Here is a 25,763-nt window from a genome sequence, read left to right as displayed (position 1 = left end):
TTAATATTGAATTGTAAAAAACTATTTTAGTTAAGTTAAATCGATCAACTGAAGTATTTTTTTAATCATGATCATAGGTATCATTACTAAACCTGATTTTCATAATAGCTTTGGAATCAACCGGAACACCGCTTTTGGTAGCCGGGCTCCATTTTCCTTTTACCTTTTTAAGGGCATACTTCATATCATCTACAAACATTTCATTGTTTCTGAACTTAGGAAGTACATCCAACTTATCAATTTTCCCTTTTGAATTGATATTAAATATAAAAGTGACTTCGCCCTGAATTGCATATAAAGCAACATCTACATAAGCATAGACCATATTCAGGAACTCTTTTCTGAAAGCCTCTTCTCCACCCGGAAATTCTGCTTTCTGAAAATCGGAGCTATTCTGATATTGGTACTCAGCAGCAGCTTGCTGCGAAAATCCTTTACCGCTTAACAGCAATAAAGGTAAAATTAAAAGAAGTTTTTTCATGGTTATAGTTTAGTTTTACATCTCTACTGATACAGAAGAGAAGTTCATTTTCACTTTGATCTGCGAAGGTACGGGACTTCCTCCACATGATGCGGGAGTCCAGTTTTTCTTGATTCTTCTTACCACATACTGCATGTCATCGAAGAAGACTTCGCTATTGGCCACTTTAGGCATTCCTTTCACATCCACCACTTTTCCTTTAGCATCAAGGAACAGCGTGAATGTAAAGTCTCCCGCCAATGCATAAAAATCTGAATTCAGATAGGCATACATATATTTGTTCAGTATCGTTTTGTAAGCTTCTACGCCGCCTTCATATGCTGCCGGCTTAAAGTCATTACATTTAACAGCAACCTGCATAAACGGTTCCTTAATGTCTATTTTTAAAATATTTTTATTGTTTTCAGCAATAAAAGTGTCGTTCCTTTCTTCCTGATCCTGTGCAAATGAAAAATTTGCGATACAAAGAGCCAGGAATAAAAATATCGTTTTCATAATATATGCTATTTATAGGTTCAATATTAAGCAAAGTTAAATATTTAAAGGATTTCCCGAAAAGAAAAACTTCACACAAAAGTGTGAAGTTGAGCCGGTACCTAAAAAAACAATCTTATTGGATCTTTACCCCTTGTTTATAAAAGACCTTTAATATGTTTATAGTTACTTTTTACTGTTTCAAAGACCTCATCCATCTTTCCGCCAAGCATGAGCTGTGCCATGGATTTTGTCATTCCCATTACCTGATCAAACTCAATTTTAGGAGGCAGAGCCAATGCATTAGGATTCGTAAAAATATTCAAAAGATAAGGCCCGTTATGCTGCAGACATTCTTTTATAGCACCTTCCACTTCTTCGGGTAAATGAACGTTTCTTCCCGGATATCCCATAACCTTTGCTACCATCGCAAAATCAGGATTGATCATATCTGTTTCGTTATCCGGCATTCCTCCCACTTCCATTTCCAGCTTTACCATTCCGAGGGTCCTGTTATTGAAAACAATCAGCTTCACAGGTAATTTATACTGAAAAATAGTAGCCATATCTCCCAGAAGCATAGACAACCCTCCATCTCCGCACATCGCAATCACCTGCTTTTCCGGATGTGACAGTGCTGCTCCGATGGCCATTGGCATCGCATTGGCCATAGATCCGTGATTAAATGACCCCAGCATTTTCCTTTTACCGGTTCCTGTAATGAACCGGGCTCCCCAGACGCAGCACATTCCGGTATCTACAGTAAATATGGCATCTTTTTCAGCAAGACGATCCAGTGTATGGGCGACATATTCCGGCTGAATGGCATTTTCCTTACCCGAATCTTTAACATATTCCAGCTGGTTTTCTTTTACCTTTTCATAAAACGCCAGCTGTTCATTAAGAAAGTGAACATCAGTCTTCTCTTCGAGCAAAGGAAGGAGTGCTTTGATGGTTTCCCTGACATCGCCTGCCAGTCCCATTTCAAGTTTCGCCCTTCTTCCCAGCCTTTCCGCGCTTTCATCAATTTGTACGATCTTATTTTTTACCGGCATGAATTTCTGATACGGAAAATCTGTTCCGAGAAGAACAACCACATCTGCTTCGTGCATTGCATGATAGGCGGAAGGAAAACCCAACAGCCCCGTAAGACCTACTTCATTCGGATTATTGGGTTGAATGTCCATTTTTCCACGGAATGAATAGCCCACAGGAGCTTTTAAATGTTTAGATAATGCTATCACTTCTGCGCTTGCTGCCGAGGCACCAATTCCACAGTACAGCGTCACCTTTTTATTTTCATTGATAAGATCTGCAAGGCTCTTCAGTTCATCATCCGAAGGCCGTATCACCGGATTGGTTTTAAAAATCTGGGCAGAGGTTGATCCCTCTTCAGCTTCCAGCTCAGAAACATCTCCCGGAAGCCCGATCACAGCAACTCCTTTTTTTGAAATGGCGTGCTGAAGAGCCATCTGAACGGTACGCTGTACCTGCTCCGGTCTTGTGATCATCTGATTGTAATAGCTGCAATCGTCGAACAGTTTTATGGTATTGGTTTCCTGAAAGTAATCCATTCCCATTTCGTCACTGGGAATGGTAGAAGCAATGACCAGCATAGGAACATGGGAACGGTGTGCTTCATACACTCCGTTAATCAAGTGAACGTGCCCAGGACCACAGCTTCCTGCACATACCGCCAGACCGTCCAGTTCCGCTTCGGCGGCGGCGGCATAAGCCCCTACCTCCTCATGCCGAACATGAATCCATTGGATACTGCTATTCTTCACAGCAATATTCAGATGGTTGAGACTGTCTCCTGTAACGGCATAAATTCTTTTCACATTGGCATTTTCGAGCATTTCAACAATCTGCTCCGCTATATTTTTGGCCATAATAATAGATTTGGTGGTTATATTTCTGAAATAACTACAGCTTCAAGCTGTATTCCTATCAAATTTAACTATTTAAAATGAGCCTTCCCTAGCGTTTCTATGTTAAAAAATCTGTAATTTTATGATCTGTCAAACCTAACAGTTTTTGAAAACCTGTTAGGTTGAGTTACCAACCACCCTATTACTAAAAGTATGATATAAAACAAAACAGCCACCTGAAAAGGCGGCTGTTCATATGATTATCTCTTAAATTTACATCACGATTTCGATCTGATTTCTCAATAGATCTTCAAACTCATCTCTTTTACGGATCAGGTGAGCTTTTCCATCCAGGAATAAAACTTCTGCAGGCTTCAGTCTTGAATTGAAATTGGAACTCATTTCAAAACCGTAGGCTCCTGCATTATGGAAGGCAAGGATATCACCTTCTCTTACTTCATTCAGTTTTCTGTCCCATGCAAATGTATCGGTCTCACAGATATTTCCGACCACGGTATAAATTCTTTCCGCTCCTTTTGGATTGGACAGGTTTTCGATCATATGGTAAGAATCATAGAACATAGGACGGATCAGGTGATTAAATCCTGAATTTACGCCAACAAAAACAGTGGCTGTAGTCTGCTTGATCACATTAGCTTTCACCAGCAGGTAACCGCTTTTCCCTACAAGGAATTTTCCAGGCTCAAACCATAATTCAAATTTTCTTCCTGTCGTTTTAGAGAATTCTCCCAATACTTTTTCTACTTTCTTACCTAAAGTTCTGACGTCTGTTTCTTCTTCACTGTCCTGATAAGGAATTTTGAATCCGCTTCCCATATCCAGATACTTCAGGTTAGGGAAATGCTCAGACAGCTCCAGCATGATATCCAAGGCCTGAAGGAATACCTCCGGATCTTTGATTTCACTTCCTGTATGCATGTGAAGGCCTTCAACATTAAGATTGGTACTCTTCATCACCCTTTCGATGTGGCGAAGCTGATGAATGGAGATCCCGAATTTACTGTCGATATGCCCTGTTGAGATTTTATAATTTCCACCTGCAAAAATATGCGGATTGATTCTCACAAATATCGGGTAAGAGTTTCCGAATTTATTCCCGAACTGCTCAAGAATAGAAATGTTATCAATGTTAATATGAACTCCGAAAGTCATTGCTTCTTCTATTTCAGCCAGGTCAACACAGTTGGGAGTAAAAAGTATTTTTTCTTTCGGAAATCCTGCTTTTAATCCAAGTTTCACCTCATTGATAGATACACAATCTAAAGAAGCCCCCAGGTTCTTGACATACTTCAGGATATTGATATTCGTCAACGCCTTCGCTGCATAGAAAAACTTTGTGTGTTTCAGGAAAGAAGATGTAAGTTTCTCATATTGAACTTTGATGGACTCAGCATCGTAAACATACACGGGGGTGCCAAACTCATTGGCGATCTTTAATAATTCTTTTGAATTCATAATTTCATTTTAACATAAAAAAAGGCAGATTCTTAGAAAAAGAGCCTGCCACATTAATTATTTTTTATGCAAGACAAGTCTTTTAAATATTCCAAACCTTAGAGAACTTTACAGCTCCCTTTTTACCAGTTTTATTTTGTTTAAAATTTTGCATTGCTTCTATTTATTTTTTGCAAAAATACTATTTATTTTTTTATTGTAAGAAAATTGATTTGAAAAGCCGCTTTTTCAGTACTCAATTGGTGAGGGATAATCTTCCTGTTATTTTGGCAACGGTAAGGTCTCAAAATCACCACGAAGTAACGCCAGCTGCAATTCATTGTTCAGATCAGCAGAGAATAGGGGAAGATCAATTTTGAGCTTAGCCAGCTTACTCAAAGTCTGAATCTGGGTAAACAATTCATAAAAACCGAAGGATATCACTTTTCCGTTTTCAATGATCAGGAATAATTTTTCACCCAGTTTTCTTCCAGGCCCCAGCCAAAGCTCATTTCTTTTTCTGAATTCAATCTTTTGTCTCAGGACAGCAAAATCATTATATTCTTCCAGGGCTCCTATAAACTGAACTGCTTTTGTTCCCTGGGTGAATGATCTGAATTTTAAGGCCGGTTTCTCCGTTTTATTGAGTGTATTTTTCTCAACAACATATTTATTGTTCCTGAAGTAAAGCCCGAATGGTAAAATCTCTTTCTTTTTAATATTTTTAGAATTCAGGATCAGCTTGGCAATAATATCTGTTCCCGTAAGTTCATAGTTAATCTGCTCAACCCCTTTCTGAATCTGGTCCCATTTTTTTGATTTGGAATTGAAAACTTTTTTTGAGAATTTATTAATATCCTGAACATAGTCGGAAAACATAATTCTCCCCACCTCATCCTGAAAATAGACAAATCCTTTTTCATTGGGCAGATCCTGAGTAAGTTCTTTGATCTTATTGACGTAGGTTTTCGCATTAGACTCCTCGTGCTGCTTCTGAATAATCTCATTTTCGGTATCCTTTGAGATAAGAAGTTTAAAAAGTTCCAGTGTAGCCCTTGCATCTCCTTCAGCCCTGTGATGGTTAGTCAGAGGAATCCCCAGTGACTTCACCAATTTACCAAGGGAATAACTTACTTCATCTGGAATTAATTTTTTAGCTAACGGAATTGTATCTAAAGTATTGATTTTAAATTCATAACCAAGCCGACTAAATGATTGCCGCAGCATCCTGTAATCGAAATCAATATTATGTCCTACCAGGGTAGTATTCTCAGTAATTTCAATGACTCTTTTGGCGATTTCATGAAATTTCGGAGCTGTTTTGACCATTTTCGGGGTAATACTGGTCAGTTTCTGCACAAAAGGAGTAATATCACTTTCAGGATTCACCAATGATATAAACTGGTCTGTAATTTTCTGACCATCATATCTGTAGATGGCAATATCTATAATGCATTCATTTCTATAACCTGCACCATTACTTTCTATGTCTATAATTGAATACATTTACTTTCTGTTAACTGCTGTTTTCTTATTTTTTATTTTAAATCGGCATTTATTCCCCCAATACAATCCGATTCTACACTACTTAAGCGAAGATAACCTGCTAAAATAACAAAAAATATATCAAAACACAGCAGGTTATCCCGGATTGTGTCTCAAAATTATCTTCTTCGGCCTCCTAAACCTAACATTCCGAGAATAGCTTTTGCCCCTTCTCTCATTAATGTACTGGTAAAAGTTCTTCCTGCTTTACTCTGTAGTACCTGCTCAAACATTCCCGGTTCTTCTTTTACCGGTCTTGACCTTTGGTTGGGAGCAGGGTTCTGAGCGGCCTGTTCCATTCTGCTGGTCAGCATTTCGTAAGCAGATTCACCGTCAATAGCCTGCTCATATTTCGCTACCATAGGAGATTTTGCTGTAAGTTCTGTAATTTCCCCTTCATTCAGAACATCCATTCTTGATTCCGGAGAAATCAGATAGGTATGTACCAATGGTGTAGGAATCCCTTTTTCATCCAGGGCAGTCACAAATGCTTCCCCGATTCCGAGACTCTGGATCAGACTTGAAGCATTGTAATATTCTGTTGTAGGATAGTTTTCAACTGCTTTGGAAATTTCTTTTTTATCTTTAGCTGTAAACCCTCTTAAGGCATGCTGTATTTTCAATCCTAACTGTGATAATACATTTTCAGGAACATCTCCCGGAATCTGTGTGATAAAATAGATTCCGACTCCTTTGGAACGGATCAGTTTTACCATGGTTTCAATCTGTGAAAGAAGGGCTTTTGAAGCTTCATCAAAAATAAGGTGGGCTTCGTCAATAAACAGTACAAGTTTTGGTTTCCCGCTGTCTCCTTCTTCCGGGAACGTCATATAAATTTCGGCAAAAAGTGACAGCATGAATGTTGAAAACAATTGTGGCTTATTCTGAATTTCTGCCACTCTTAAAATATTGACCACTCCTTTTCCGTCTCTTGTTTCCAGCAGATCCTGTACATCAAAGCTCAGCTCTCCGAAGAAATCTGCCGCTCCCTGCTGTTCCAAAGCAACAATAGACCGTAAAATTGCTCCTAAAGAAGCCGGAGCAATAGATCCGTAGTTGGCCGCAAGCTCTGCTTTTCCCTGAGCATTATCCGTTACATATTGTAAAACTTTTTTAAGATCTTTCAGATCGATAAGCGGAAGTCCTTTATCATCACAATATTTAAAGACAATGGACATTATGCTTTGCTGGGTATCATTCAGTTCCAGAATTTTACTCAGTAAAACCGGCCCGAATTCCGTAACAGTAGCCCTCAGTTTCACTCCTTTTCCTCCGGAAATCGTCATCAATTCTACCGGAAATCCTTGTGGGGTATAAGGAAGCTGTGTTTTTGCATACCGTTCTTCAATGATTGCGTTCATATTTCCGGGTTCTGCAATTCCGGAGAAATCTCCTTTGATATCCAGAACAAGCGAGGGAATTCCCGCATGGGAAAGCTGCTCTGCAAATACCTGCAGTGTTTTGGTTTTACCTGTTCCGGTAGCTCCGGCAATAAGACCGTGACGGTTTATAGTTTTCAGGGGAATCGTTACATTCACCTCAGGAACCACTTCGCCATCCAGCATTCCTTTTCCTAATATAATATGTTCACCTTTTGGAGTGTATCTCGCATTTAATTCTTCAATAAATTGTGCTTTGTCTGCCATCTGATCACTTTTTTAAACTTATAAATATAAAAGTTTTTGTAAAATATATAAAGATATTTTTTCTGATGAATAGCTAATAATCCATCAAAAAAACACATCAGTACGAGCCTAAGCAAATTTTAAACCACGTGTATTGATATCTTTAATAGTAGATTTATTTCTATAACATCAACATGATAAAAAACAGTATTTGCCCGTCAGCATTAGGTAAGGCATTCTTTTTGCTCAAAAAATAAAGAACATTAAACATACGTTTAACATAGTATTGAAAGAAACTATCAATGGGATTTAACATTTCATTTAGAATTTATCTAATACTTTGTATCTTTAACTCATTAAAAAAAGACCCCAATGAAAATTGAACAAATATATACGGGCTGTCTGGCTCAGGGCGCCTATTATATTGTATCAGAGAATGAAGCGGCAATTATTGATCCGTTGAGAGAAGTAAAACCTTACCTCGATCGTCTGGAAAAAGACAATGTCACTTTAAAATATATTTTTGAAACTCACTTTCATGCAGATTTCGTTTCCGGGCATCTGGATCTAAGCAAGAAAACCGGAGCTCCAATTGTATACGGCCCCACTGCAGCACCTGAATTTGAGGCAATCATTGCGGAAGATGATCAGATTTTTGAGATCGGAAAGATCAAAATAAAGGCAATGCACACTCCGGGACATACAATGGAAAGTACCACTTATCTTTTAATTGACGAAAACGGTGTTGAAACTGCAATTTTCACAGGAGACACTTTGTTTTTGGGAGATGTGGGAAGACCTGATCTTGCGCAAAAAGCAACTAATCTTACCCAGGAAGACCTTGCAGGTATTTTGTATGACAGCCTTCAAAACAAAATCATGCCACTTGATGACAGCATTACGGTTTATCCGGCTCACGGTGCCGGCTCTGCCTGTGGAAAAAATATGCAGAAAGAAACAGTGGACATTCTAGGGAACCAGAAAAAGACCAATTACGCACTTAATCAGCCAGATAAAGCCTCTTTTATTAAAGAAGTTCTGGACGGACTGACTGCTCCGCCTAAGTATTTCGGAATGAATGTGGCCCTGAACAAAGGGGGCTACGAAAGCCTGGATGTTGTAATGAACAAAGGGCTGAATCCTGTTGCTCCGGAAGATTTTGAAGCTTTGGCAGAAGAAACAGGGGCACTGATCTTAGATACCAGAGGTGCTGCTGATTTCCATAAAGGCTTTGTTCCGAATTCTATCAATATAGGGCTGAAGGGAGATTTTGCCCCATGGGTGGGAGCTATGATCGTAGACGTGAAACATCCTTTGCTATTGGTTGCTGACGCAGGAACTGAAGAGGAAGTGATTACCAGATTAAGCCGTGTAGGCTTTGATAATGTGATAGGCTATTTACAGGGCAGCTTTGAAGCATGGAAAAATGCAGGTAAAGAAACAGACGAAGTCAAAAGGATTTCTCCTGCTGAGTTTGCAGAGCAGTTTACAGAAGATGCCACAGTAATTGATGTAAGAAAGCTTACTGAATATTCTGCGGAGCATATTGATAATGCTTATAATAAACCATTGGACGCCATCAACGACTGGGTTCGTAATATAGATGATTCCAAACATTTCTTCCTTCATTGTGCAGGCGGATACAGAAGTATGATTGCAGCAAGCATCCTTAATTCACACGGAATCAGAAACTTTACTGAAATAGAAGGAGGATTCAACGGAATAAAGAAAACAGAGAAGTTTCCGACAACGGATTTTGTCTGCCAGTCGAAAACATCATAAGCCTATGAAAATTCCATTCTACGGACTTATTGTAGCTCTGGCATGTACAGTAAGTGCCTGCACAACAGCTCATGTAGCAGATGTTCCGAAAGCCAGTATCAAGGAAGTTGTAAACAGCTCTGATGTAATGCTGGTAGATGTCAGAATCCCGGAACAGTATGCAGCCGGAACCGCTAAGAATGCAACCAACATTCCTTTGGCAGAGCTTCAGAATAATATAGAGAATCTTAAAGGTAAAAAAGTTGTTGTTTTCTGCAACAAAGGAATTCAGGCAGACCAGGCAATGGAAATTCTGAAGAAAAATGGTGTGGAAGCTTATGATGGTACAACCTGGAAGAATGTAAAGGCGATCCAGGATGAAACAAACAAAAAAGCAAACTAATAAAACCAAAACTATGTCCCAAAAATTTCAGGAAATCATCAATTCCGACAGGCCGGTACTTATTGACTTTTTCGCAACATGGTGCCAACCTTGCAAAGTACAGTCGTCGGTTTTAAATACAGTGAAAGAAAACATTGGCGAAGGAGCCAGAATCATAAAAGTAGATGTGGATCAATATCCTGCCTTAGCCGCTCAATATGGCGTTCGTGGAGTACCCACTCTGGCTGTTTTCAAAAATGGAGAACTGTTATGGAAGGAAAGCGGCGTACATGATGTCAATACACTGACGCAGCTTTTACAGCAATACATTTAAATAAAATACAAAACCAAGGCTGAGAATGATCTCAGCCTTGGTTTTTTTATAATTCGATTGAAAATTGATCCCTGTCATTCAAAAACTGGAAATGGTTTCTGAAATCCTTTAACTCATCCTTATTCAGTTCTGCAGATACAATATTATTCTCTTTTACAGAAATCTCTTTTCCATCCGCAAAGAAACAATGAGAGCTTTCCTGATAGAACAGATTGTTTCCATCAGTTCCTATCCTGTTTAGGCCAAAAACAAAAGAAAGGTTTTCGATTGCTCTTGCTTTCAGAAGATGTTCCCAGGCCCCTACTCTTTTTTCAGGCCAGTTGGCTACATACAACACTGCATCATAGTCATCGTTATTTCTCGCAAAAACCGGAAATCTGAGATCATAACAAACCTGAAGCAGAAATCTCATGCCTTTATATTCAACGATTACCCTTTTTTTTCCCGGTGTATACACTTTATCTTCTCCCGAGAACGAAAACAGATGTCTCTTGTCATAAAAAACGGGTTCAGCATCCGGTTGTACAAAATACATTCTGTTGAAAAAGCTTCCGTTTTCTTCTACCGGGACACTTCCGCAGACAGCAGCATTTTTCTCTTTTGAAAATTTTTTCAAAAACGCCAGAGATTCTTCGTTTCTGTCTGAGACTTCAGACGCATCCATACAAAAGCCTGTTGAAAACATTTCAGGAAGAAGAAACAGGTCTGCTTCTACATTCTGAAATTCTTTTTCTATAATTTTAAAATTTTCAGTCTTATTTTTCCAGATGATATCTAAATTAAGTCCTGCAGTTTTCATTTTTCTCTTTTTAGTGTTACTTCAATATTCAATTATAAAAATACGGTTTTTATATTTATCAGAGAAAAAGCCTGTACAATCAGATTCAGGGTATAGCGGTTAAATTTCTTAAAAATTATTAAAGTATGGGGACCGTCCTCCTTTCGGTTTCATTTTTGATGCAGATAATTTTTATTAAAATCATTAAAAATTAAAAAATTTATGAAGAAATTGGTTTTTATGGTGATGATATTCTTTTTCGGTACAATGGCCAATGCTCAGGCCTACAACGGAAAGGGAGATCATAAAGTACAGCTGGGACTGAGTGCCTGGGGCTATGGAACGGGTATCACAGGAACTTATGATTACGGTATCAACAAGCTTATCTCAGTAGGAGCCGGTATCAACGGTTATTTTGACAATTATAAAGACAATGATAAGGATAATCGTGTTTTTGTTTTTGGAAGACTTAATTTTCATTTGCAGGATGCGCTCAATCTTCCGGCAAAATGGGACATTTACCCTGGTGTAGATCTTGGAGTTCTTGGAAAAGACTTCGGAATAGGGGCCCACATCGGAGCCCGTTACTTCTTCACAGAGAAAATAGGTGTTTTTGCAGAGGTAGGTAATAACGGAAGTCTTGGGGTTTCGTTCAATTTATAATCAAAACGTCTTTAAATATGACAAAGCTTCTCGTTTCGGGAGGCTTTTTTATTTGGCATAGTTTTGATAATTGTTACCTTTGCAAATTAAAATCTAAAATTTATTAATGGAAATAGCAATCAAACTCTTTCAGTTCATTCTGAGTATCTCTATACTAGTGCTTCTTCATGAGCTTGGACATTTTTTGCCGGCAATATGGTTTAAGACCAGAGCAGAGAAATTTTTTCTGTTTTTTGATCCTTACTTCTCCATATTTTCTATGAAGAAAATCAACGGAAAGTGGCAGTATAAATTTTTATCAAAGAATTTACCTGACTCTGAAGTGATAGAGGTAAACGGAAAGAAAGAAGAAGTGCCTATCGATATATCAAAACTTCCGGATAACGACTGGAGAAAACATCCTGAACAGACCAAGTATGGTATCGGATGGCTTCCTTTCGGAGGATATGTTAAAATTGCCGGAATGGTAGACGAAAGTATGGATACTGCTCAGATGAAAAAACCGGCAGAACCATGGGAATTCAGATCTAAACCGGCATGGCAGAGGCTTATCATTATGCTGGGAGGAGTTACGGTAAACTTTTTCCTTGCGTGGATTATCTATGGATGTCTTTCTTATTTCAATGGTGAAACTTCATTTGATACATCGAAAGTAGATGCTCCTATGCACTATACACAGGTAGCAAAAGCAATGGGCTTCGAAGATGGTGATAAGATATTAAAAGTGGATGGGAAGGTTCAGAACAGCTTAGATAAGCTGTCACTGGATATATTACTGAGTGATAAGATCACTGTTTTAAGAAACGGAAAAGAAGTAACCTTCAATACCAATGATGACGGAAAAGCGCTTGCTTTCAGAGATGAGAATCCCAGAGCATTCCTTACGCCAAGATATGCATCGGTAATAGACACGATTGTGAATCCTAAAACCGCTGCTGCAGGACTAAAGGTTGGGGATCAGGTAGTTTCTGTAAACGGACAGAAGATCAGTTATTATGATGAATTCCAGGGTATCGTTACTAAAAATGCAGGTAAAACCCTGAATGTAGATGTTTTAAGATCCGGAGCTGTACAACCGCTTAACCTTGAAGTTTCCAAGGAAGGAACCTTAGGCATTGCGTCTTATAAGCAACTGGAAAAATATGCAGCTACAAAGCATTTTACATTTGCTGAATCTATCGGCAGAGGGTTTACAAGAAGTATTGAAAGTTTAACGTATCAGATTAAACAGTTCAAACTTGTATTCAATAAGAAAGTACAGGGATACAAAAAAGTGGGAGGTCCTCTTGCGATCATCAAAAATATGCCTGTTGAAAAATCAAAAAGCGGAGCTGTTTCTATTAACTGGACAATGTTCTGGAGCTTTACAGCAATGTTTTCTGTATGGCTGGCATTCCTTAACCTGATTCCTATTCCGGGACTTGATGGCGGGCATGTTATATTTACATTATATGAAATGATTGTAGGAAAACCGGTTCCTCAGAAAGTATTGGAAAATGCTCAGATGGTGGGAGTTATTTTCCTTCTGGGGCTGATGCTGTTGATTTTCGGAAGTGATATTTTCAAGGCGATTACAGGAAATCTGTAATTTTTTGAAAATTTTTCTAAAAATATTTGTAGGGTATAAATATTCGTCCTATATTTGCACCACTTAAAACGAAGGACATTCCTCCTTAGCTCAGTTGGTTAGAGCATCTGACTGTTAATCAGAGGGTCGCTGGTTCGAGCCCAGCAGGAGGAGCAAAAAGACTTACAGAAATGTAGGTCTTTTTTTATTTTCAGTTTTTCAGATATACAATTTACCGGGAAAGCCACTGATATTTTCAAAAAAATCAGATATTTGCAGTCGTTGAGTTACTGTGACAGCAGCCTTTCAGACAATTAATTCATTGTTAAAGAGAAAAAATTGTCTTTTTTACTACTTCACATATAACTTATATCCCCAAAAGCAATCCAATTAGCTTTATAGTATTGCATTAATATCAAATTATTCCATGAAAAAAACCTTTATTTCATTATTCTCTGCCTTTGCCCTTATGCAGATATCAGCGCAGGAAAAATCATATTTTTTATCAACCCCTTCACTGAGTCCTGATGGAAAGGTTGCTTATTTTGCCTATGACGGAGACATCTGGAAAGTAGACTCCAATGACGGGAATGCATCGAGAATCACAGCTTTAGATGGCGAAGAAATCAACCCTCGTCTTTCTCCTGACGGAAAATGGCTGGCATTCAGCTCTAATCAATACGGCAATTATGACGTTTATGTAATGCCTGCAGACGGAGGAACTATTAAGCAGCTTACCTTCCATACCGGAAAAGATGAAATGGAAAACTGGGGCTGGGATAGCAAAACGATTTATTTTACTTCTAACAGAAATAATAATTTCGGAAGTTTTAAAACAACCATTGAAGGAAAAACTCCGCAAAAGCTTTTCAATAATTACTTTAATAATACCAATGGACTGGCTGAAACTCCTGCCGGAGAATATCTTTTCACAAGTTCTTCGGAAAGTGCCAATCAGGTACACCGCAAACGTTACAAAGGAGAAAACAATCCTGAAATTTTGGGATATAATCCAAAGAATAATTCATTCAGGCAGTACACAAAATATGAGGGAAAGGACTTCAATCCAAGTGTAGATAAAAACGGCGTTATTTATTTTATTTCCGATGAAAATAATAATGAATACAATCTTTATAAAATTGAAAATGGTACAAAGACAGCTTTAACTCAATTTGATACTTCTATAAAAAAACCTTTTGTCTCCGCCAACGGTTCTAAGGTAATATTTGAAAAAGACTATCAGCTTTATGTTTATGATGTCGCCGGTAAAAGCACAAAACTTCTGAACACCAGCCTGAACACCAATAAAACCCTGGAAAAGGACCAGAATTTCAATGTAGAAAACAATATTTCCTATTATGATGTTTCTCCGGATGGTAAAAAAATGGCCTTTGTAAGCCGTGGTGTTCTGTTTGTTTCTGATATTGAAGGAAAGTTTGCCCAACAGGTTTCTGACGGAAAGGAACGTGTAATGGAAGTAAAATGGCTGAAGGACAACCGTACTCTACTTTACAGCCAGACCGATAAAGGCTACCAGAACTGGTTCAGTACTTCTGCAGATGGAAAAGGCCAGCCAAAACAGCTGACTCATGACTTGAGAAATAACCGAAACATCACCCTTAACAAAGATCTTTCAAAAGCTGTCTATCTAAGCGGCAGAGATGAGGTAAGATTAATGGATTTAAGCAGCTTCAGTTCCACCACGATCGTAAAGGATGAAATCTGGGCATTCCAGAACTCAAAGCCTTATTTTTCTCCTAATAACGAATATGTATTGTTCTCCGCAAAAAGAAATTTTGAACTGGATATTTTCATTCACAATATCAAAAAGGGACAAACGATCAACCTTACCAACACCGGTGTTTCTGAAGAGGACCCATATTGGTCTCCTAACGGGAAATACATTTATTTTGCCAGCGACAGAATCAATCCGTCTTATCCTTTAGGCATGCAGAAATCCAATATTTACCGCATGGCTCTGGATTGGTTTGATAAGCCTTATAAATCCGAAAGATTTGATAAATTGTTTATCGAAGAGGAAAAAGATAAAAAAATTGCTGATACCCAAAAGGACAGCAAAGAGAAAAAAAAGAAAACAGAAGAAAGTACTGATAAGGAGGAGAAAAAGGAAGAGAAAGAACCCGCTATCAAAGAGCTTAAAGTAAATCCTGAAAACACACTGGAAAGAATTGAACTGGTTACCGACAGGTATGGGTACCAGGATGACCCTATAGTTTTTGCTGATGACAAGAAAGAAATCCTGTTCTTTAATTCTAATCAGGACAATGGAAAAAGACAACTTTTCAAAAAAGTCTTCACTGATTTTGAACCGGCCAAATCTGAAAAGGTTTTTGATAAAGCGGCTTATTATATCACCAAAAACAATAAAAATCTCTTTGCCTTAATTGAAGGGAATATTTATAAAATGACTCTGGCAGCAGGAAAGCCTGAGAAAGTGAATATTCAGTATAATTTTGATAAGAATTTAGCTTCTGAATTTACCCAGATGTACAATGAAGCATGGACAGGGGTAGAGGAAAATTTCTACGATGAAAACTTCCATGGGGTAAACTGGAAAGCCAAGAAGGAACAATATGCAAAGTATCTTCCGTATGTAAATAACAGAAATGACCTGCGAATTTTGCTGAATGATCTTTTAGGTGAGCTTAATTCTTCGCACATCGGATTTTCTTCATCCGGAAAGGAGGAAAGCACCTACCTGAATTATATAACCAACGAAAGTGGAATTATCTTTAAAAAAGACCAGCCTTATATCGTAGAAAGTATTGTAAGGAAATCCCCGGCATTCCGTTCCGGTGTAGATATTAAGCCCGGAGATCAGCTGGTTTCTGTAAACGGGAAAAATATTGATCCCAACGAAAACCGTGAGGCTTATTTCACCAGTCCTAAGAAGCAGGATGAGCTTATCCTCACTTTCAGTCGCAATGGTAAAAATGTAACAACGAAAGTACACCCTGTTTCCAATACGGAACTGAAAGGTCTTCTTTATGATGACTGGATCTTCAACAACCGCCAGCGTGTCAACCAGCTAAGCAACAATCGTATTGCTTATTCATACATGAAAAATATGTCTACCGATGAGCTGGACCGCTTCCTGTTGGATATGGTAGAGCAGGAAATCCAGAAAGATGCTGTAATTCTTGATCTACGTTATAATACGGGAGGAAACGTACATGATAAAGTTTTAAATTTCCTTTCCCAGAAACCTTATCTACAATGGAAATACCGTGAAGGAAAAATGACAGCCCAGCCTAACTTTGCCCCTTCCGGAAAGCCTATCGTCCTTCTGATCAATGAAGGTTCTTTAAGTGACGCAGAGATGACCGCAGCCGGATTTAAAGCTTTGAAATTAGGAAAAATTATTGGGCAGGATACGTACCGATGGATCATCTTTACTTCCGGGAAAGGGCTTGTAGATGGCTCTTATTACAGACTTCCCGCATGGGGAACCTACACCCTGGACGGGCAAAATCTTGAAAAAACAGGAGTAAAACCCGATATTTATGTGAAAAATACCTTTTTAGACAGGCAACAGGGTAATGACCCTCAGCTGGAAAGGGCGATTCAGGAAATTATGAAGGATTTAAAGAAATAACAAAGAAACACCTGCAGAAATGCAGGTTTTGTTTTTTACATGAATATTAATCTCCTATCATTCCTGATATTTACAGGAAAATCCATAGAACTGAATAAAAAGAATTAAAATATTTCTTATTGAATTTCAATACATTTAGTTAAAAACCTTTTAAAATAAGGGATAAAACTTGCTTCGAATGAATATTCATATTATATTTGCACCACTTAAAACAAAGGACATTCCTCCTTAGCTCAGTTGGTTAGAGCATCTGACTGTTAATCAGAGGGTCGCTGGTTCGAGCCCAGCAGGAGGAGCAAAAAGACTTACAGAAATGTAGGTCTTTTTTTATTTTTATTCATTTTCTGCAACACTGAAAGCTCCGCTTGCAAAGCTGCTGTCAGCCGTTTATTGTTATTTCAATTTTGTTATAAGCAATCCAACGTCTTAAATTTCCGACCATCCTTTTCAAATGATCTTCATTCAGGAAAATATTTGTCCAGTATTCAAATCTATCGCACTGAACACTTATATAATAGGTCATAATGGTTAAACAGGCAAATGGCAAAAACTTTTTTTCCTCATCATTAATTTCTGTTACAGTTTCATAACCTTTTAAAAAGCTGTCAGCTTTTGCCTGATATTCTTCTTCGTTCAAATTTGTTGCAAGTAACTGAAACAGGAAATAAGAAATATCAAAAGATAAATAACCGTTACCACAAAAATCAAAATCGAAAAACGTTACCTCTTTTTCATTGTCAATATGTAAATTGTCAAACCAAACATCCAGATGAACACTTCCAGTTCTCATTTTCTGTTGATCAATTTTATTCATTTTCAAAACCAGAAAAGCAGATAATTGTTCTAAGAACTTAACTTCGCTGTTATTTTCCTTAAAGAACTTTTTTATTTTTAAAACAGGGTCAGAAAGTAAGTTTTGAGCATCATAAGAGATTCTTTTAAGCTCAAAATTTTCAGTCGATTGATGTATTTTTGCTAATGTCTGACCGATTAAAAAACTTGTCTGAGCTGAAAATCCGGCCGTTTTTGCTCCATTGGCAAATGAAAATAATACCCCAAACCTTTTTCCTTCCGCTGCCTCAATTTCTTGTAAATATTCATCTGATTGGTCAGCAATTGGATAGGCAACCGATTTCCCGTTTTCTTTTAAATGAAGTAATAATCTTAATTCCTCTTCAATGTCTAATTTTGTTCGCCAATTGTATGTATACACCCGAAAAACATATTTCTGTTCACCATCCTGAACAATATATAAATGATTCATGGCAAGCCGGAAGATGCTACATACGGCTTTGTCGCTTAGCTTATATTTTTGTTGAATAAGTTTACTCAGCTCATCCGGTGAAAGCGTGCTGTTTATAGCTGGAAATTTCTTTGTCATTTAATTATCTTCGTTTTTCTTTAGTTAGCATCTTTCTACAATGATGGTCAGATCACAGATTACCTCCTATTTGAGTAAAAAACGGTAAATATAAGCTGTTTTCTAAAAATATCTAGGATCCCATTTTCTATTCCAGATATTTTATGGTTTCAGTTTTTGTTTAATTAATTTATATAAAAATATTCTTTAATTTTCACTCAAAATATTTGTCTGATGATGATTACACGAACTAACATTTCACCCTTTATTTAATCCTCTGATTCTTTATATTTTAAGTCGTGAAATTTCAGATTTATTTTAACGGGCTCTTATATTATTTTCGCTACATTTGCCGTTTTACATATTAGAATAAAATTATTTTATTTTTTTATGTTTTTTTTAAATAAACTGCATACTTTTTGTTTTGCTAATTGCCTGAAGAAACGAATGATGTTAAACAATAACTCCAAAAAACACTTTTTTTTATTTTTTCTCCTGATCCTTACCGGTTGTGTCTATGCTCAAAACCGTGTCAGCGGTAAGATTGTTGATGAAAAAACAAATAAAGAACTCAGTAATGTTGATATTTTTATCAACAATAATACTGTTCCTTCCCTCACTACGACATCCGGCAGCTTTAGCGTTCAGTCGGACAGCATTATCCATCAACTAAAATTTTCCAGAAAAAGCTATACTACCGAAACGTTGGATATCACCCCTGAAAATACCGAGAATATTTTCGTTCAGCTTTCACAGGCCAAAGTGAGTAATATTGAGGAAGTAGTTCTGAAAGCCGGAAAAACAAAATACAAGAATAAAAAAGAAAACCCCGCTTATGCCATCATGCAAAAAGTATGGGGACACAAGAGAAACAACGGATTGGAAAAGTTTGATACTTACTCTTTTAAGGAGTATGAAAAGACCCAATTCGATCTCAACAATCTGGACAGTACTTTTATGAAGAAAAAAATCTTCAAAAAGCTTGATTTTATCTTCGATTATGCCGATTCTACTGCCAGTGGAAGACTTGGACTTCCTATCTTTCTGAACGAAGCCGTTTATGAAAATTACGGTAAAAATAAGCCTGATAAAGATAGCAAAAGAACATTGGTTGCTCAAAAGACGTCAGGGTTTCAGGACAATCAGGTAATTACTGTTTCTGCTAAAAACTTATACAGGGATATCAACATTTATGACAATACTCTGAATTATTTTGATATAGGATTTCAGAGCCCGGTAGGATCTGACGGATTCAGCACCTATGACTATGATCTGGTGGATACCATTTCTATCCGTGGCGAAAAAGCTTTCCAGATAAGATATCAGCCTAAAAGAAAAGATGTTCTTGCTTTTCAGGGAAACCTTTATATTGATACCGATACTTATGCGGTTTTAGGAGCAACATTAAAGTCAACACAGAAGATCAACGTCAACTTTGTCAACAGTGTGTATACTCAGGTAGAATACGACAATCCTGATGATGCTACATTTCTTCCTAAAAAACTGATCACCGAATTTGAAATGAGCCCTTTCTCAAAAAAGAAAGGTGCAAAAAGTATCATCGCCAAAAGATCAGTAGATTATTCCGATTATCAGTTCAACAAGCCTCTTGATCCTAAAGTGTTCAAAAGAACGGAAGAAGAATATGAAGATAAGTTCACCAACAAAGATGAAGCTTACTGGACAAAAGCCAGACCTGATACACTTTCCAAATCTGAACAAGGTGTGTATAATATGCTTGATCAGCTTCAACAGACCCCAAAATTCAACCGGATGGTAAAACTGTTTGAAACACTTGGTTCACGTTATTATAATGCCTTTAAAGGAATAGATATTGGTCCTATTTTCTCAATTTATGGAAGAAATGAAGTAGAAGGTGACAGAATAAGATTAGGAGCAAGAACCTATTTCGGATTGAATGATACCTGGAGAGCGCAGTTTTACACAGCGTATGGGTTCAAAGATCAACAGTTTAAATATGGAGTGGAAGCAAGATATATGTTCAATAAGCTTAACCGTTTTATGATCGGCGCAGGAACCAGCAGAGATATTGTTCAGCTTGGAGGTCAACTTACATCCGGTGATGGTGTCACCCCACAATCTTCGTCTACCAGCACCTTTTTTGCTAGAGGAGAAAACATTTCTTTAAGTTCAGTAAACAAAACAAGTGTTTTTGCAGCGATTGAACCCTGGAAGAACTTTCAGATAAGAGTAGATGGAGTGATGCAAAGTATCAAATCTGCCATTCCTGAGAAATTCAACCTTCTGTATTATCAGGATGGAAATCTAAGAAAGACCGTGAATGACTCTCATGTTACGATCAGTTTAATTGCAAAGCCGGGAGCAAAATTCTCACAAACAGGTATTGACCGATACCAGGCGAGAAACCTTGCACCAACCATTGTTTTAAGATACACCAGAGGAATAGAAGGACTGTTTAATGCAGACTTCAACTATGACAAACTGCAGTTTATGCTGTATAAACCATTCCTGATCGGTAGTCTTGGAAAAATGGTCGTTAATTTTGAAGCTGGGAAAAATTTCAATACCGTGCCTTTAGCATTACAGAATATTATTCCGGCCAATTTATCATATGGTCTGGTTCCTAATACCTTTTCTCAGCTTAATTATTATGAATTTGTTGCTGATACTTATACCACTCTTCATCTGGAACATCATTTCAATGGAAAGATTCTTTCTTATATTCCTTTAATTAAAAAGCTTAAGCTTAGAGAGGTTGCATTTATAAGAGGCGCCTACGGAACTTTAAGTGATGCTTCCAAAGCGATCAATGTGGAAGGATTCAAATATTCTGCACCAAGTGAACAGATCTATTTTGAATACGGATTTGGTATTGAAAATATAGGAATCGGAAATCTTAGAATTTTCAGGGTCGACTTCAACTGGAGAGGAAATTATCTGGACAGACCTGATATCTCAAAATTTGGTATTAAAGCCGGTTTCCAGGTGGGATTCTAAATGTTAAGATATTCTACAATATTTCGGGCGGCTTCGAAGAAGCCGCCCGAACTTATTCTAAAGCTTTAATAAGAACAGTTACAAGACATAGGATCTTCTACCATATGTAAGCAATACTCTTTCTGCCATGGGCTTAGTGTACACCATTCTGCACATGTTGTAGCAATGAAGTCCGGACATATATAATCATTACCACCTTCAATTGATTTTAGCTGTTTCTTAGTCATTTTTCTCAGGTTTTTCATAGTTATTCTGTTTTTATTTGTTGCCTACTCTCGATGCTTTTCGGCTACCGCAATTATCTTTATATGAGGTTATCAACAAATATATCAATATTTCACCTCTATGAGATATTTATTATATTTTTAATATATGAAAAAAAAAACCTCAGCAGTGCTGAGGTTTTAATTTTTATAAAACGCTTAAAGATTATGCGTTTGGTTCTACAGATACGAAAGATCTGTTGTTTGCTTTCTTTCTGAAAACTACTTTACCATCTACTAATGCAAACAAAGTGTGGTCTTTACCGATTCCCACGTTATCACCTGGGTGGTGCTGAGTACCTCTTTGTCTAACAATAATATTTCCGGCAATAGCTGCTTGTCCTCCGAAAATCTTCACACCTAATCTTTTAGAGTGAGACTCTCTACCGTTCTTGGAACTACCGACTCCTTTCTTGTGTGCCATTTTATTACTGGATTATTTATTAAGTGCTTTAAATTGATCAATATTCTTAATGATAGCAGCATCTACTTCTTCATGAGTAAGAATATTCTTTTCTAATTCAACTTTAACTGCTTTACCTAAAGTAATTAAAGTTTCTCTGTTCTCTTTAGACTGAGACAAGTTGTTTTTCTTTAAGTGATAGTTCAACTCGTGATCTTCACCAAAGTTAACAGTTGCGTTGTCAGAAAGAACTTCACCTTTCACAGTTTCTTTTTTAGCAGCAGCTTTTTTAGCTCCACCTTCAAAACCTGTAATACCAGTGATTACGATTTGAGTTAAAGATTGTCTGTGACCGTTTTTCACTTTGTAACCTTTTCTTCTTTTCTTTTTGAAAACGATTACTTTATCAGCTTTAACGTGGTCAAGGATCTCTGCTTCTACAGTGATTCCGTTTACAGCTGGGGCGCCTACAGTGATTGCACCGTTTACAGTAAGAAGAACTTTATCGAAAGAAACTTTTCCTCCTTTATCTCCTTTTAAACGGTTTACAAACAACTTCTGGTCTTGCTCAACTTTGTATTGAAGCCCTGCTATTTCTACAATTGCAAACATTGTTTATAAATTTTTAGTTATTTCGAGGTGCAAATATACAAATAAAAATCTAAATAGCTTACAATCAAAGCAATGTTTTTTTCAAGTAAAACATATTCACTATGTTTTGAATAATTTTTTTAAATAATGTATTCACACTTATGAGATTATTTCATACCTTCGTTTTACCAAATTGAATTTAATATATGAAAAGAAACTTTAATCTCTGCTTTTTAGCAGGCGCCATCGCTGTAAGTTCATTAACAGCATGTAATGATGACTCTATGAACGAAACCGTTCAGCCTCAACAGGAAACGCTTAGTGCAAAAATTGACCAGCCAGGAGATCTTGAGAAAATCTGCTCTTACGTAGACAACAACTGGAGTACCAATTCAGTACTATTAACCGGGCTTCAGAATTCCACAGACACCAATTTTATGAATTCTCAAATGACTAAAATTGCAGGACTGTGGGGAAGAAGCAATCCTACGCTTCGATTTGTAAATGATCCCTCCAATTTTAATGCTACCTATAATGCCATTTCCTATTCTACAGGAAAAATCTATTACGGGTATGCTATCTATTATGATGCAAAAGCAAAAGGGGGTGATATTGTCAATGCCATGATTCTGGCTCACGAGTATGGACATCAGCTGCAATATATCTTCAACCTTCCGTCTGTGTCAGAGTCAACTTACAGACCTAACGAGCTTGAAGCTGATGGTTTTGCAGGATATTACCTGAGAAGACCAAACGGTTACAACAAAACCAACTTCTCAGAGATTGCTGCAGCTTATGAGTTTGCTCAAAGTATCGGAGATTACCAGACAAATAATGTAAACCATCACGGAACACCTGCACAGAGAAGATCAGCAGTGCGTTTAGGATTCCTTTTGGGACAGTATGATCTTAATGCTTCTAATTTCGATTATAACTTCTTCTATTATTATCAGGGAGTATTAAACGGAACTTACAAGATGGCTAAGAACACTGTAAATCCGGAAATTGATGCTTATATGAGTCAATATATTGACGAATTAAGAAAAATTCAGTCCGGAGAAATTTCTGCAGAAGAATTTAAGCAGCTTAAATAACGTAAACATTCATTTTTAGCATATTTTAAGAAAGGAGGCGGACTATTTTGTTCCGCCTCTTTTATGATGACTTGAAAGATTACGGAAGTTTAAGTACTTTTGAACCATATCCTATAAGAATGAACAGAGATCTCTACATCGACTTCGCCAAAGGACTGGCAACACTATCGATCATATTTATCCATACGGCTTTTTGGTCCGGCCAGTTCTATATTCCTGCAGAAGTAAGAGTCTTCTCTCTCGTTTTTGACGTAGCACTTTTCTATGCCCTCAGCGGTATAACTTCAGGGGCCAACATTGAGAAAACGTTTTACAGGTTACTGAAGCTTCAGATCACTTATATGATCTTTGTAACGTTTCTATTCTTCTCAGACTATTTTTTTAAAGTCTTTGGACTGACCTTCTTTTCTATGGAATGGCTCCAGGGTCTTTATTCAACATTTGGCTCCAAATATGCTACAACCGGTGTTTCCATCTATCCCCAATGGCAGAACCTCGGAAACTGGTATCTTCATCAATATACCAATGCAGATACATTCCCGGTCGTCATGGGAAGTTTCTGGTACCTGAAGGTTTATTTTATTCTCACCGTTTTCGGAGTATTGATCTTAAAGTTTTTCCCTAAGCATATCAATTGGTTCATCGGGCTTTGTACTGCTTTAACGCTTTTGTTCTATATCTTCCCGGAGTATTATCCGACAGGGCAGGTGGGTTATGTGGCATTTTACCTTGCTGTATTTTTAACAGGTCATAAAATGCGTGGAAAAAAGATTTCAGACAAGATGATCCCGGTACTATATGCACTTGTTGCAGGAGCTTTAGTATGGATGTTCTGGTATTACGGTACTGAAATATTTTACAGGATCAACAAAAATAAATTCCCGCCACAAATCCCTTATATTATATGGGCTCAGTTTTCGCTGGTCACATTGTTTGTGCTTTACAACAGATTGAAGATTACTAAAGACAACTTTATTACCTATATCGGTAAAAATGCCATTTTCTTTTATTTTGCCCAGGGAATAAGCTCATCTTTAGTCTATTTTCTTGTGGTTCCGCTTAAAGAAAATATGCCATGGTGGCTTCTGATGATTCTGATTTATGCTATTAATATTCTTCTGGCTTTTATTATTTCAGCAGGATTGAAGAAGATTGATACTTTGGGCTGGAATATTTTGGAATTCCTAAGAAGAAAGACCGCTTCTTGATACTTTAGAGATCAAATTGAAATAAAGTCGCATTTCTTACGGCAATTTGATTAAATTTACAAAAATTTTATAACATGTTTAAGTTGAAACTTCCCACTGACCCAAGGTGGGCAAATATTGCAGAAGGAAACATCGGCGAAATTTTAACGGATCACGCCTGGTGTGAGCAAAAAGCTGCTACCAATGCCATCGGGCTGATCACCATGCTTCCGGAATATCCAGAAATTGTCACTGAGCTTCTTGCCATCGCACAAGAGGAACTTGACCATTTTAACCAGGTTCATGAGATCATCAAAAAAAGAGGCTTTACTTTTGGAAGGGCAAGAAAAGATGATTATGTAAATGAGCTGGCAAAATTTATCATTCAGGGAAGCAGAGAAGACCTCATCGTAGACAAAATGCTTTTTGCAGCGATGATTGAAGCCAGAAGCTGTGAAAGGTTTAAGGTTCTTACAGAAAACATTAAAGATGAAGAGCTCAAAGTTTTCTACAGGGAACTTATGATTTCAGAAGCTAATCATTATACAACATTCATAGGTTTTGCCAGGCAGCTTGGAGACCCTGAAAAGGTAAATCAGCGCTGGGAAGAATGGCTGGAATATGAAGCCAACATTATCAAATCCTATGGAAATAAAGAAACCATTCACGGCTAAAATATAAACAGTAAACAACAGACATTGAAGAAACCAAGCTTTGAAAGTATTGCCAATCTATTCCTGAAAAACTTCTTTCAGGGGCTGGTTATTATCGGACCGATCGGACTTACCATTTTCGTGATCTGGTATATCGTCAGCGCCATAGACAATCTTATCCCGTCTCTTGCCAAGCAGGTTCCGGGGCTTGTTTTCGTATCTATTATCTTGCTTACTGCCATTTTAGGATATCTGGGAAATAAATTTGTGGTTGGAAGATTCTTTTTCGATACCATGGACAGTTTACTGGAAAAAACTCCCGGAGTAAAACATATTTACACTCCTACAAAAGACGTCATGTCTTCATTCGTAGGTGACAAGAAAAAATTCAACGATCCTGTATGGGTAAAGACCAATGAGAATCCGGAGATCTGGAGAATAGGTTTTTTAACTCAAAAAGAAATGTCGGACGTTGACAAGCATAATTACGTAGCGGTATACCTTCCCCATTCCTATGCTATTTCAGGATGGGTAATTGTTACTGAAGAAAAAAACATCAAACCTGTAGTGGGAATGACAGCAGCTTCTGCCATGAAGTTTGCAGTAAGCGGCGGTGTGGCCGGATTCCATTCTGATGAAAATATATTCAAGGCTCCGGAATAATTTTTCCCCCTTGAATAT

General features: G+C 37.5%; 22 protein-coding genes and 2 tRNA genes. 13 read left to right on the top strand and 11 right to left on the bottom strand.

The window, feature by feature from the left end:
- Positions 1-61: 61 nt before the first annotated feature.
- From ACTJJF_RS17665 to ACTJJF_RS17640, 6 genes are all read right to left on the bottom strand, one after another.
- A complete protein-coding gene (locus ACTJJF_RS17665; protein ID WP_440700499.1) occupies positions 62-481 on the bottom strand; it encodes a hypothetical protein in 420 nt (139 codons plus the stop codon).
- 15 nt (positions 482-496) lie between these two features.
- A complete protein-coding gene (locus ACTJJF_RS17660) occupies positions 497-976 on the bottom strand; it encodes a hypothetical protein (protein ID WP_212649882.1) in 480 nt (159 codons plus the stop codon).
- A 137-nt stretch (positions 977-1,113) separates the two neighbouring features.
- A complete protein-coding gene (locus ACTJJF_RS17655) occupies positions 1,114-2,847 on the bottom strand; it encodes a thiamine pyrophosphate-dependent enzyme (RefSeq protein ID WP_440700498.1) in 1,734 nt (577 codons plus the stop codon).
- Between the two features lie 252 nt (positions 2,848-3,099).
- Complete coding sequence (lysA, locus tag ACTJJF_RS17650) at positions 3,100-4,302, bottom strand: diaminopimelate decarboxylase (RefSeq protein WP_174715424.1); 1,203 nt, start codon at positions 4,300-4,302, stop codon at positions 3,100-3,102.
- Between the two features lie 261 nt (positions 4,303-4,563).
- Positions 4,564-5,787 carry a 3'-5' exonuclease gene (locus ACTJJF_RS17645; RefSeq protein ID WP_440700497.1) on the bottom strand — a complete coding sequence of 408 codons (1,224 nt, stop codon included), beginning with the start codon at positions 5,785-5,787 and terminating at the stop codon, positions 4,564-4,566.
- Between the two features lie 158 nt (positions 5,788-5,945).
- Positions 5,946-7,472, bottom strand: coding sequence for a helicase HerA-like domain-containing protein (locus ACTJJF_RS17640; protein ID WP_440700496.1), 1,527 nt, complete (start codon positions 7,470-7,472; stop codon positions 5,946-5,948).
- 351 nt (positions 7,473-7,823) lie between these two features.
- On the opposite strand from ACTJJF_RS17640, the gene ACTJJF_RS17635 reads away from it, so the two are divergent.
- From ACTJJF_RS17635 to ACTJJF_RS17625, 3 genes are read left to right on the top strand one after another with little or no spacing between them, the layout of a single operon-like run.
- Positions 7,824-9,233 carry an MBL fold metallo-hydrolase gene (locus ACTJJF_RS17635; RefSeq protein ID WP_312299109.1) on the top strand — a complete coding sequence of 470 codons (1,410 nt, stop codon included), beginning with the start codon at positions 7,824-7,826 and terminating at the stop codon, positions 9,231-9,233.
- A 4-nt stretch (positions 9,234-9,237) separates the two neighbouring features.
- Positions 9,238-9,615, top strand: a complete 378-nt coding sequence (locus ACTJJF_RS17630; protein WP_440700495.1) for a rhodanese-like domain-containing protein — start codon at positions 9,238-9,240, stop codon at positions 9,613-9,615.
- A 13-nt stretch (positions 9,616-9,628) separates the two neighbouring features.
- Entirely contained in the window at positions 9,629-9,928 is a 300-nt protein-coding gene (locus ACTJJF_RS17625; protein WP_065400826.1) for a thioredoxin family protein, read from the top strand.
- A gap of 46 nt (positions 9,929-9,974) precedes the next feature.
- Here ACTJJF_RS17625 and ACTJJF_RS17620 read toward each other — a convergent pair whose 3' ends face one another.
- Positions 9,975-10,727, bottom strand: coding sequence for a nitrilase-related carbon-nitrogen hydrolase (locus ACTJJF_RS17620; protein WP_440700494.1), 753 nt, complete (start codon positions 10,725-10,727; stop codon positions 9,975-9,977).
- A gap of 201 nt (positions 10,728-10,928) precedes the next feature.
- On the opposite strand from ACTJJF_RS17620, the gene ACTJJF_RS17615 reads away from it, so the two are divergent.
- From ACTJJF_RS17615 to ACTJJF_RS17595, 5 genes are all read left to right on the top strand, one after another.
- Entirely contained in the window at positions 10,929-11,369 is a 441-nt protein-coding gene (locus ACTJJF_RS17615; protein WP_440700493.1) for a DUF6646 family protein, read from the top strand.
- A gap of 106 nt (positions 11,370-11,475) precedes the next feature.
- Positions 11,476-12,957 (top strand): RIP metalloprotease RseP, encoded by a 1,482-nt coding sequence (gene rseP, locus ACTJJF_RS17610; protein ID WP_440700492.1) that lies wholly within the window; start codon positions 11,476-11,478, stop codon positions 12,955-12,957.
- Positions 12,958-13,036: 79 nt separating this feature from the next.
- Positions 13,037-13,110 (top strand) — tRNA-Asn (locus ACTJJF_RS17605).
- Positions 13,111-13,363: 253 nt separating this feature from the next.
- Positions 13,364-16,552 (top strand): S41 family peptidase, encoded by a 3,189-nt coding sequence (locus tag ACTJJF_RS17600; protein WP_440700491.1) that lies wholly within the window; start codon positions 13,364-13,366, stop codon positions 16,550-16,552.
- Between the two features lie 222 nt (positions 16,553-16,774).
- A tRNA-Asn gene (locus tag ACTJJF_RS17595) sits at positions 16,775-16,848 on the top strand.
- A gap of 83 nt (positions 16,849-16,931) precedes the next feature.
- Here the strand turns inward: ACTJJF_RS17595 and ACTJJF_RS17590 are convergent.
- Positions 16,932-17,933 carry a phosphotransferase gene (locus ACTJJF_RS17590; protein WP_440700490.1) on the bottom strand — a complete coding sequence of 334 codons (1,002 nt, stop codon included), beginning with the start codon at positions 17,931-17,933 and terminating at the stop codon, positions 16,932-16,934.
- Positions 17,934-18,359: 426 nt separating this feature from the next.
- On the opposite strand from ACTJJF_RS17590, the gene ACTJJF_RS17585 reads away from it, so the two are divergent.
- Positions 18,360-20,891 (top strand): DUF5686 family protein, encoded by a 2,532-nt coding sequence (locus tag ACTJJF_RS17585; RefSeq protein WP_440700489.1) that lies wholly within the window; start codon positions 18,360-18,362, stop codon positions 20,889-20,891.
- A 65-nt stretch (positions 20,892-20,956) separates the two neighbouring features.
- Here the strand turns inward: ACTJJF_RS17585 and ACTJJF_RS17580 are convergent, their stop codons facing one another.
- The 3 genes from ACTJJF_RS17580 to rplU all read right to left on the bottom strand — a co-directional run bounded on the left by ACTJJF_RS17580 (position 20,957) and on the right by rplU (position 22,169).
- Positions 20,957-21,136 carry a bacteriocin-like protein gene (locus ACTJJF_RS17580; protein WP_312299285.1) on the bottom strand — a complete coding sequence of 60 codons (180 nt, stop codon included), beginning with the start codon at positions 21,134-21,136 and terminating at the stop codon, positions 20,957-20,959.
- A 184-nt stretch (positions 21,137-21,320) separates the two neighbouring features.
- Complete coding sequence (rpmA, locus tag ACTJJF_RS17575; RefSeq protein ID WP_027372929.1) at positions 21,321-21,578, bottom strand: 50S ribosomal protein L27; 258 nt, start codon at positions 21,576-21,578, stop codon at positions 21,321-21,323.
- A gap of 12 nt (positions 21,579-21,590) precedes the next feature.
- Positions 21,591-22,169, bottom strand: coding sequence for a 50S ribosomal protein L21 (rplU, locus tag ACTJJF_RS17570; RefSeq protein WP_076597840.1), 579 nt, complete (start codon positions 22,167-22,169; stop codon positions 21,591-21,593).
- Between the two features lie 185 nt (positions 22,170-22,354).
- Here rplU and ACTJJF_RS17565 point away from each other — a divergent pair, with 185 nt between their 5' ends.
- The 4 genes from ACTJJF_RS17565 to ACTJJF_RS17550 all read left to right on the top strand — a co-directional run bounded on the left by ACTJJF_RS17565 (position 22,355) and on the right by ACTJJF_RS17550 (position 25,745).
- Positions 22,355-23,242 carry a metalloprotease gene (locus ACTJJF_RS17565; RefSeq protein WP_440700488.1) on the top strand — a complete coding sequence of 296 codons (888 nt, stop codon included), beginning with the start codon at positions 22,355-22,357 and terminating at the stop codon, positions 23,240-23,242.
- A gap of 119 nt (positions 23,243-23,361) precedes the next feature.
- On the top strand, positions 23,362-24,450 hold the full coding sequence (locus tag ACTJJF_RS17560) for an acyltransferase family protein (RefSeq protein WP_440700487.1): 1,089 nt from the start codon (positions 23,362-23,364) through the stop codon (positions 24,448-24,450).
- Positions 24,451-24,524: 74 nt separating this feature from the next.
- Positions 24,525-25,103 (top strand): tRNA-(ms[2]io[6]A)-hydroxylase, encoded by a 579-nt coding sequence (locus ACTJJF_RS17555; protein ID WP_312299296.1) that lies wholly within the window; start codon positions 24,525-24,527, stop codon positions 25,101-25,103.
- Between the two features lie 24 nt (positions 25,104-25,127).
- Positions 25,128-25,745 (top strand): DUF502 domain-containing protein, encoded by a 618-nt coding sequence (locus tag ACTJJF_RS17550; RefSeq protein ID WP_065400817.1) that lies wholly within the window; start codon positions 25,128-25,130, stop codon positions 25,743-25,745.
- Positions 25,746-25,763 lie beyond the last annotated feature (18 nt).

Origin of the sequence: Chryseobacterium sp. 22458, assembly GCF_052044975.1 — a bacterium.
Classification (GTDB): Bacteria; Bacteroidota; Bacteroidia; order Flavobacteriales; family Weeksellaceae; genus Chryseobacterium.
This window is presented reverse-complemented; position numbering and strand designations above follow the sequence as displayed.

Coding starts and splice junctions, on each gene's coding strand:
- ACTJJF_RS17665 (WP_440700499.1), bottom strand. CDS start 481: ATGAAAAAACTTCTTTTAATTTTACCTTTATTGCTGTTAAGCGGTAAA.
- ACTJJF_RS17660 (WP_212649882.1), bottom strand. CDS start 976: ATGAAAACGATATTTTTATTCCTGGCTCTTTGTATCGCAAATTTTTCA.
- ACTJJF_RS17655 (WP_440700498.1), bottom strand. CDS start 2,847: ATGGCCAAAAATATAGCGGAGCAGATTGTTGAAATGCTCGAAAATGCC.
- lysA (WP_174715424.1), bottom strand. CDS start 4,302: ATGAATTCAAAAGAATTATTAAAGATCGCCAATGAGTTTGGCACCCCC.
- ACTJJF_RS17645 (WP_440700497.1), bottom strand. CDS start 5,787: ATGTATTCAATTATAGACATAGAAAGTAATGGTGCAGGTTATAGAAAT.
- ACTJJF_RS17640 (WP_440700496.1), bottom strand. CDS start 7,472: ATGGCAGACAAAGCACAATTTATTGAAGAATTAAATGCGAGATACACT.
- ACTJJF_RS17635 (WP_312299109.1), top strand. CDS start 7,824: ATGAAAATTGAACAAATATATACGGGCTGTCTGGCTCAGGGCGCCTAT.
- ACTJJF_RS17630 (WP_440700495.1), top strand. CDS start 9,238: ATGAAAATTCCATTCTACGGACTTATTGTAGCTCTGGCATGTACAGTA.
- ACTJJF_RS17625 (WP_065400826.1), top strand. CDS start 9,629: ATGTCCCAAAAATTTCAGGAAATCATCAATTCCGACAGGCCGGTACTT.
- ACTJJF_RS17620 (WP_440700494.1), bottom strand. CDS start 10,727: ATGAAAACTGCAGGACTTAATTTAGATATCATCTGGAAAAATAAGACT.
- ACTJJF_RS17615 (WP_440700493.1), top strand. CDS start 10,929: ATGAAGAAATTGGTTTTTATGGTGATGATATTCTTTTTCGGTACAATG.
- rseP (WP_440700492.1), top strand. CDS start 11,476: ATGGAAATAGCAATCAAACTCTTTCAGTTCATTCTGAGTATCTCTATA.
- ACTJJF_RS17600 (WP_440700491.1), top strand. CDS start 13,364: ATGAAAAAAACCTTTATTTCATTATTCTCTGCCTTTGCCCTTATGCAG.
- ACTJJF_RS17590 (WP_440700490.1), bottom strand. CDS start 17,933: ATGACAAAGAAATTTCCAGCTATAAACAGCACGCTTTCACCGGATGAG.
- ACTJJF_RS17585 (WP_440700489.1), top strand. CDS start 18,360: ATGATGTTAAACAATAACTCCAAAAAACACTTTTTTTTATTTTTTCTC.
- ACTJJF_RS17580 (WP_312299285.1), bottom strand. CDS start 21,136: ATGAAAAACCTGAGAAAAATGACTAAGAAACAGCTAAAATCAATTGAA.
- rpmA (WP_027372929.1), bottom strand. CDS start 21,578: ATGGCACACAAGAAAGGAGTCGGTAGTTCCAAGAACGGTAGAGAGTCT.
- rplU (WP_076597840.1), bottom strand. CDS start 22,169: ATGTTTGCAATTGTAGAAATAGCAGGGCTTCAATACAAAGTTGAGCAA.
- ACTJJF_RS17565 (WP_440700488.1), top strand. CDS start 22,355: ATGAAAAGAAACTTTAATCTCTGCTTTTTAGCAGGCGCCATCGCTGTA.
- ACTJJF_RS17560 (WP_440700487.1), top strand. CDS start 23,362: ATGAACAGAGATCTCTACATCGACTTCGCCAAAGGACTGGCAACACTA.
- ACTJJF_RS17555 (WP_312299296.1), top strand. CDS start 24,525: ATGTTTAAGTTGAAACTTCCCACTGACCCAAGGTGGGCAAATATTGCA.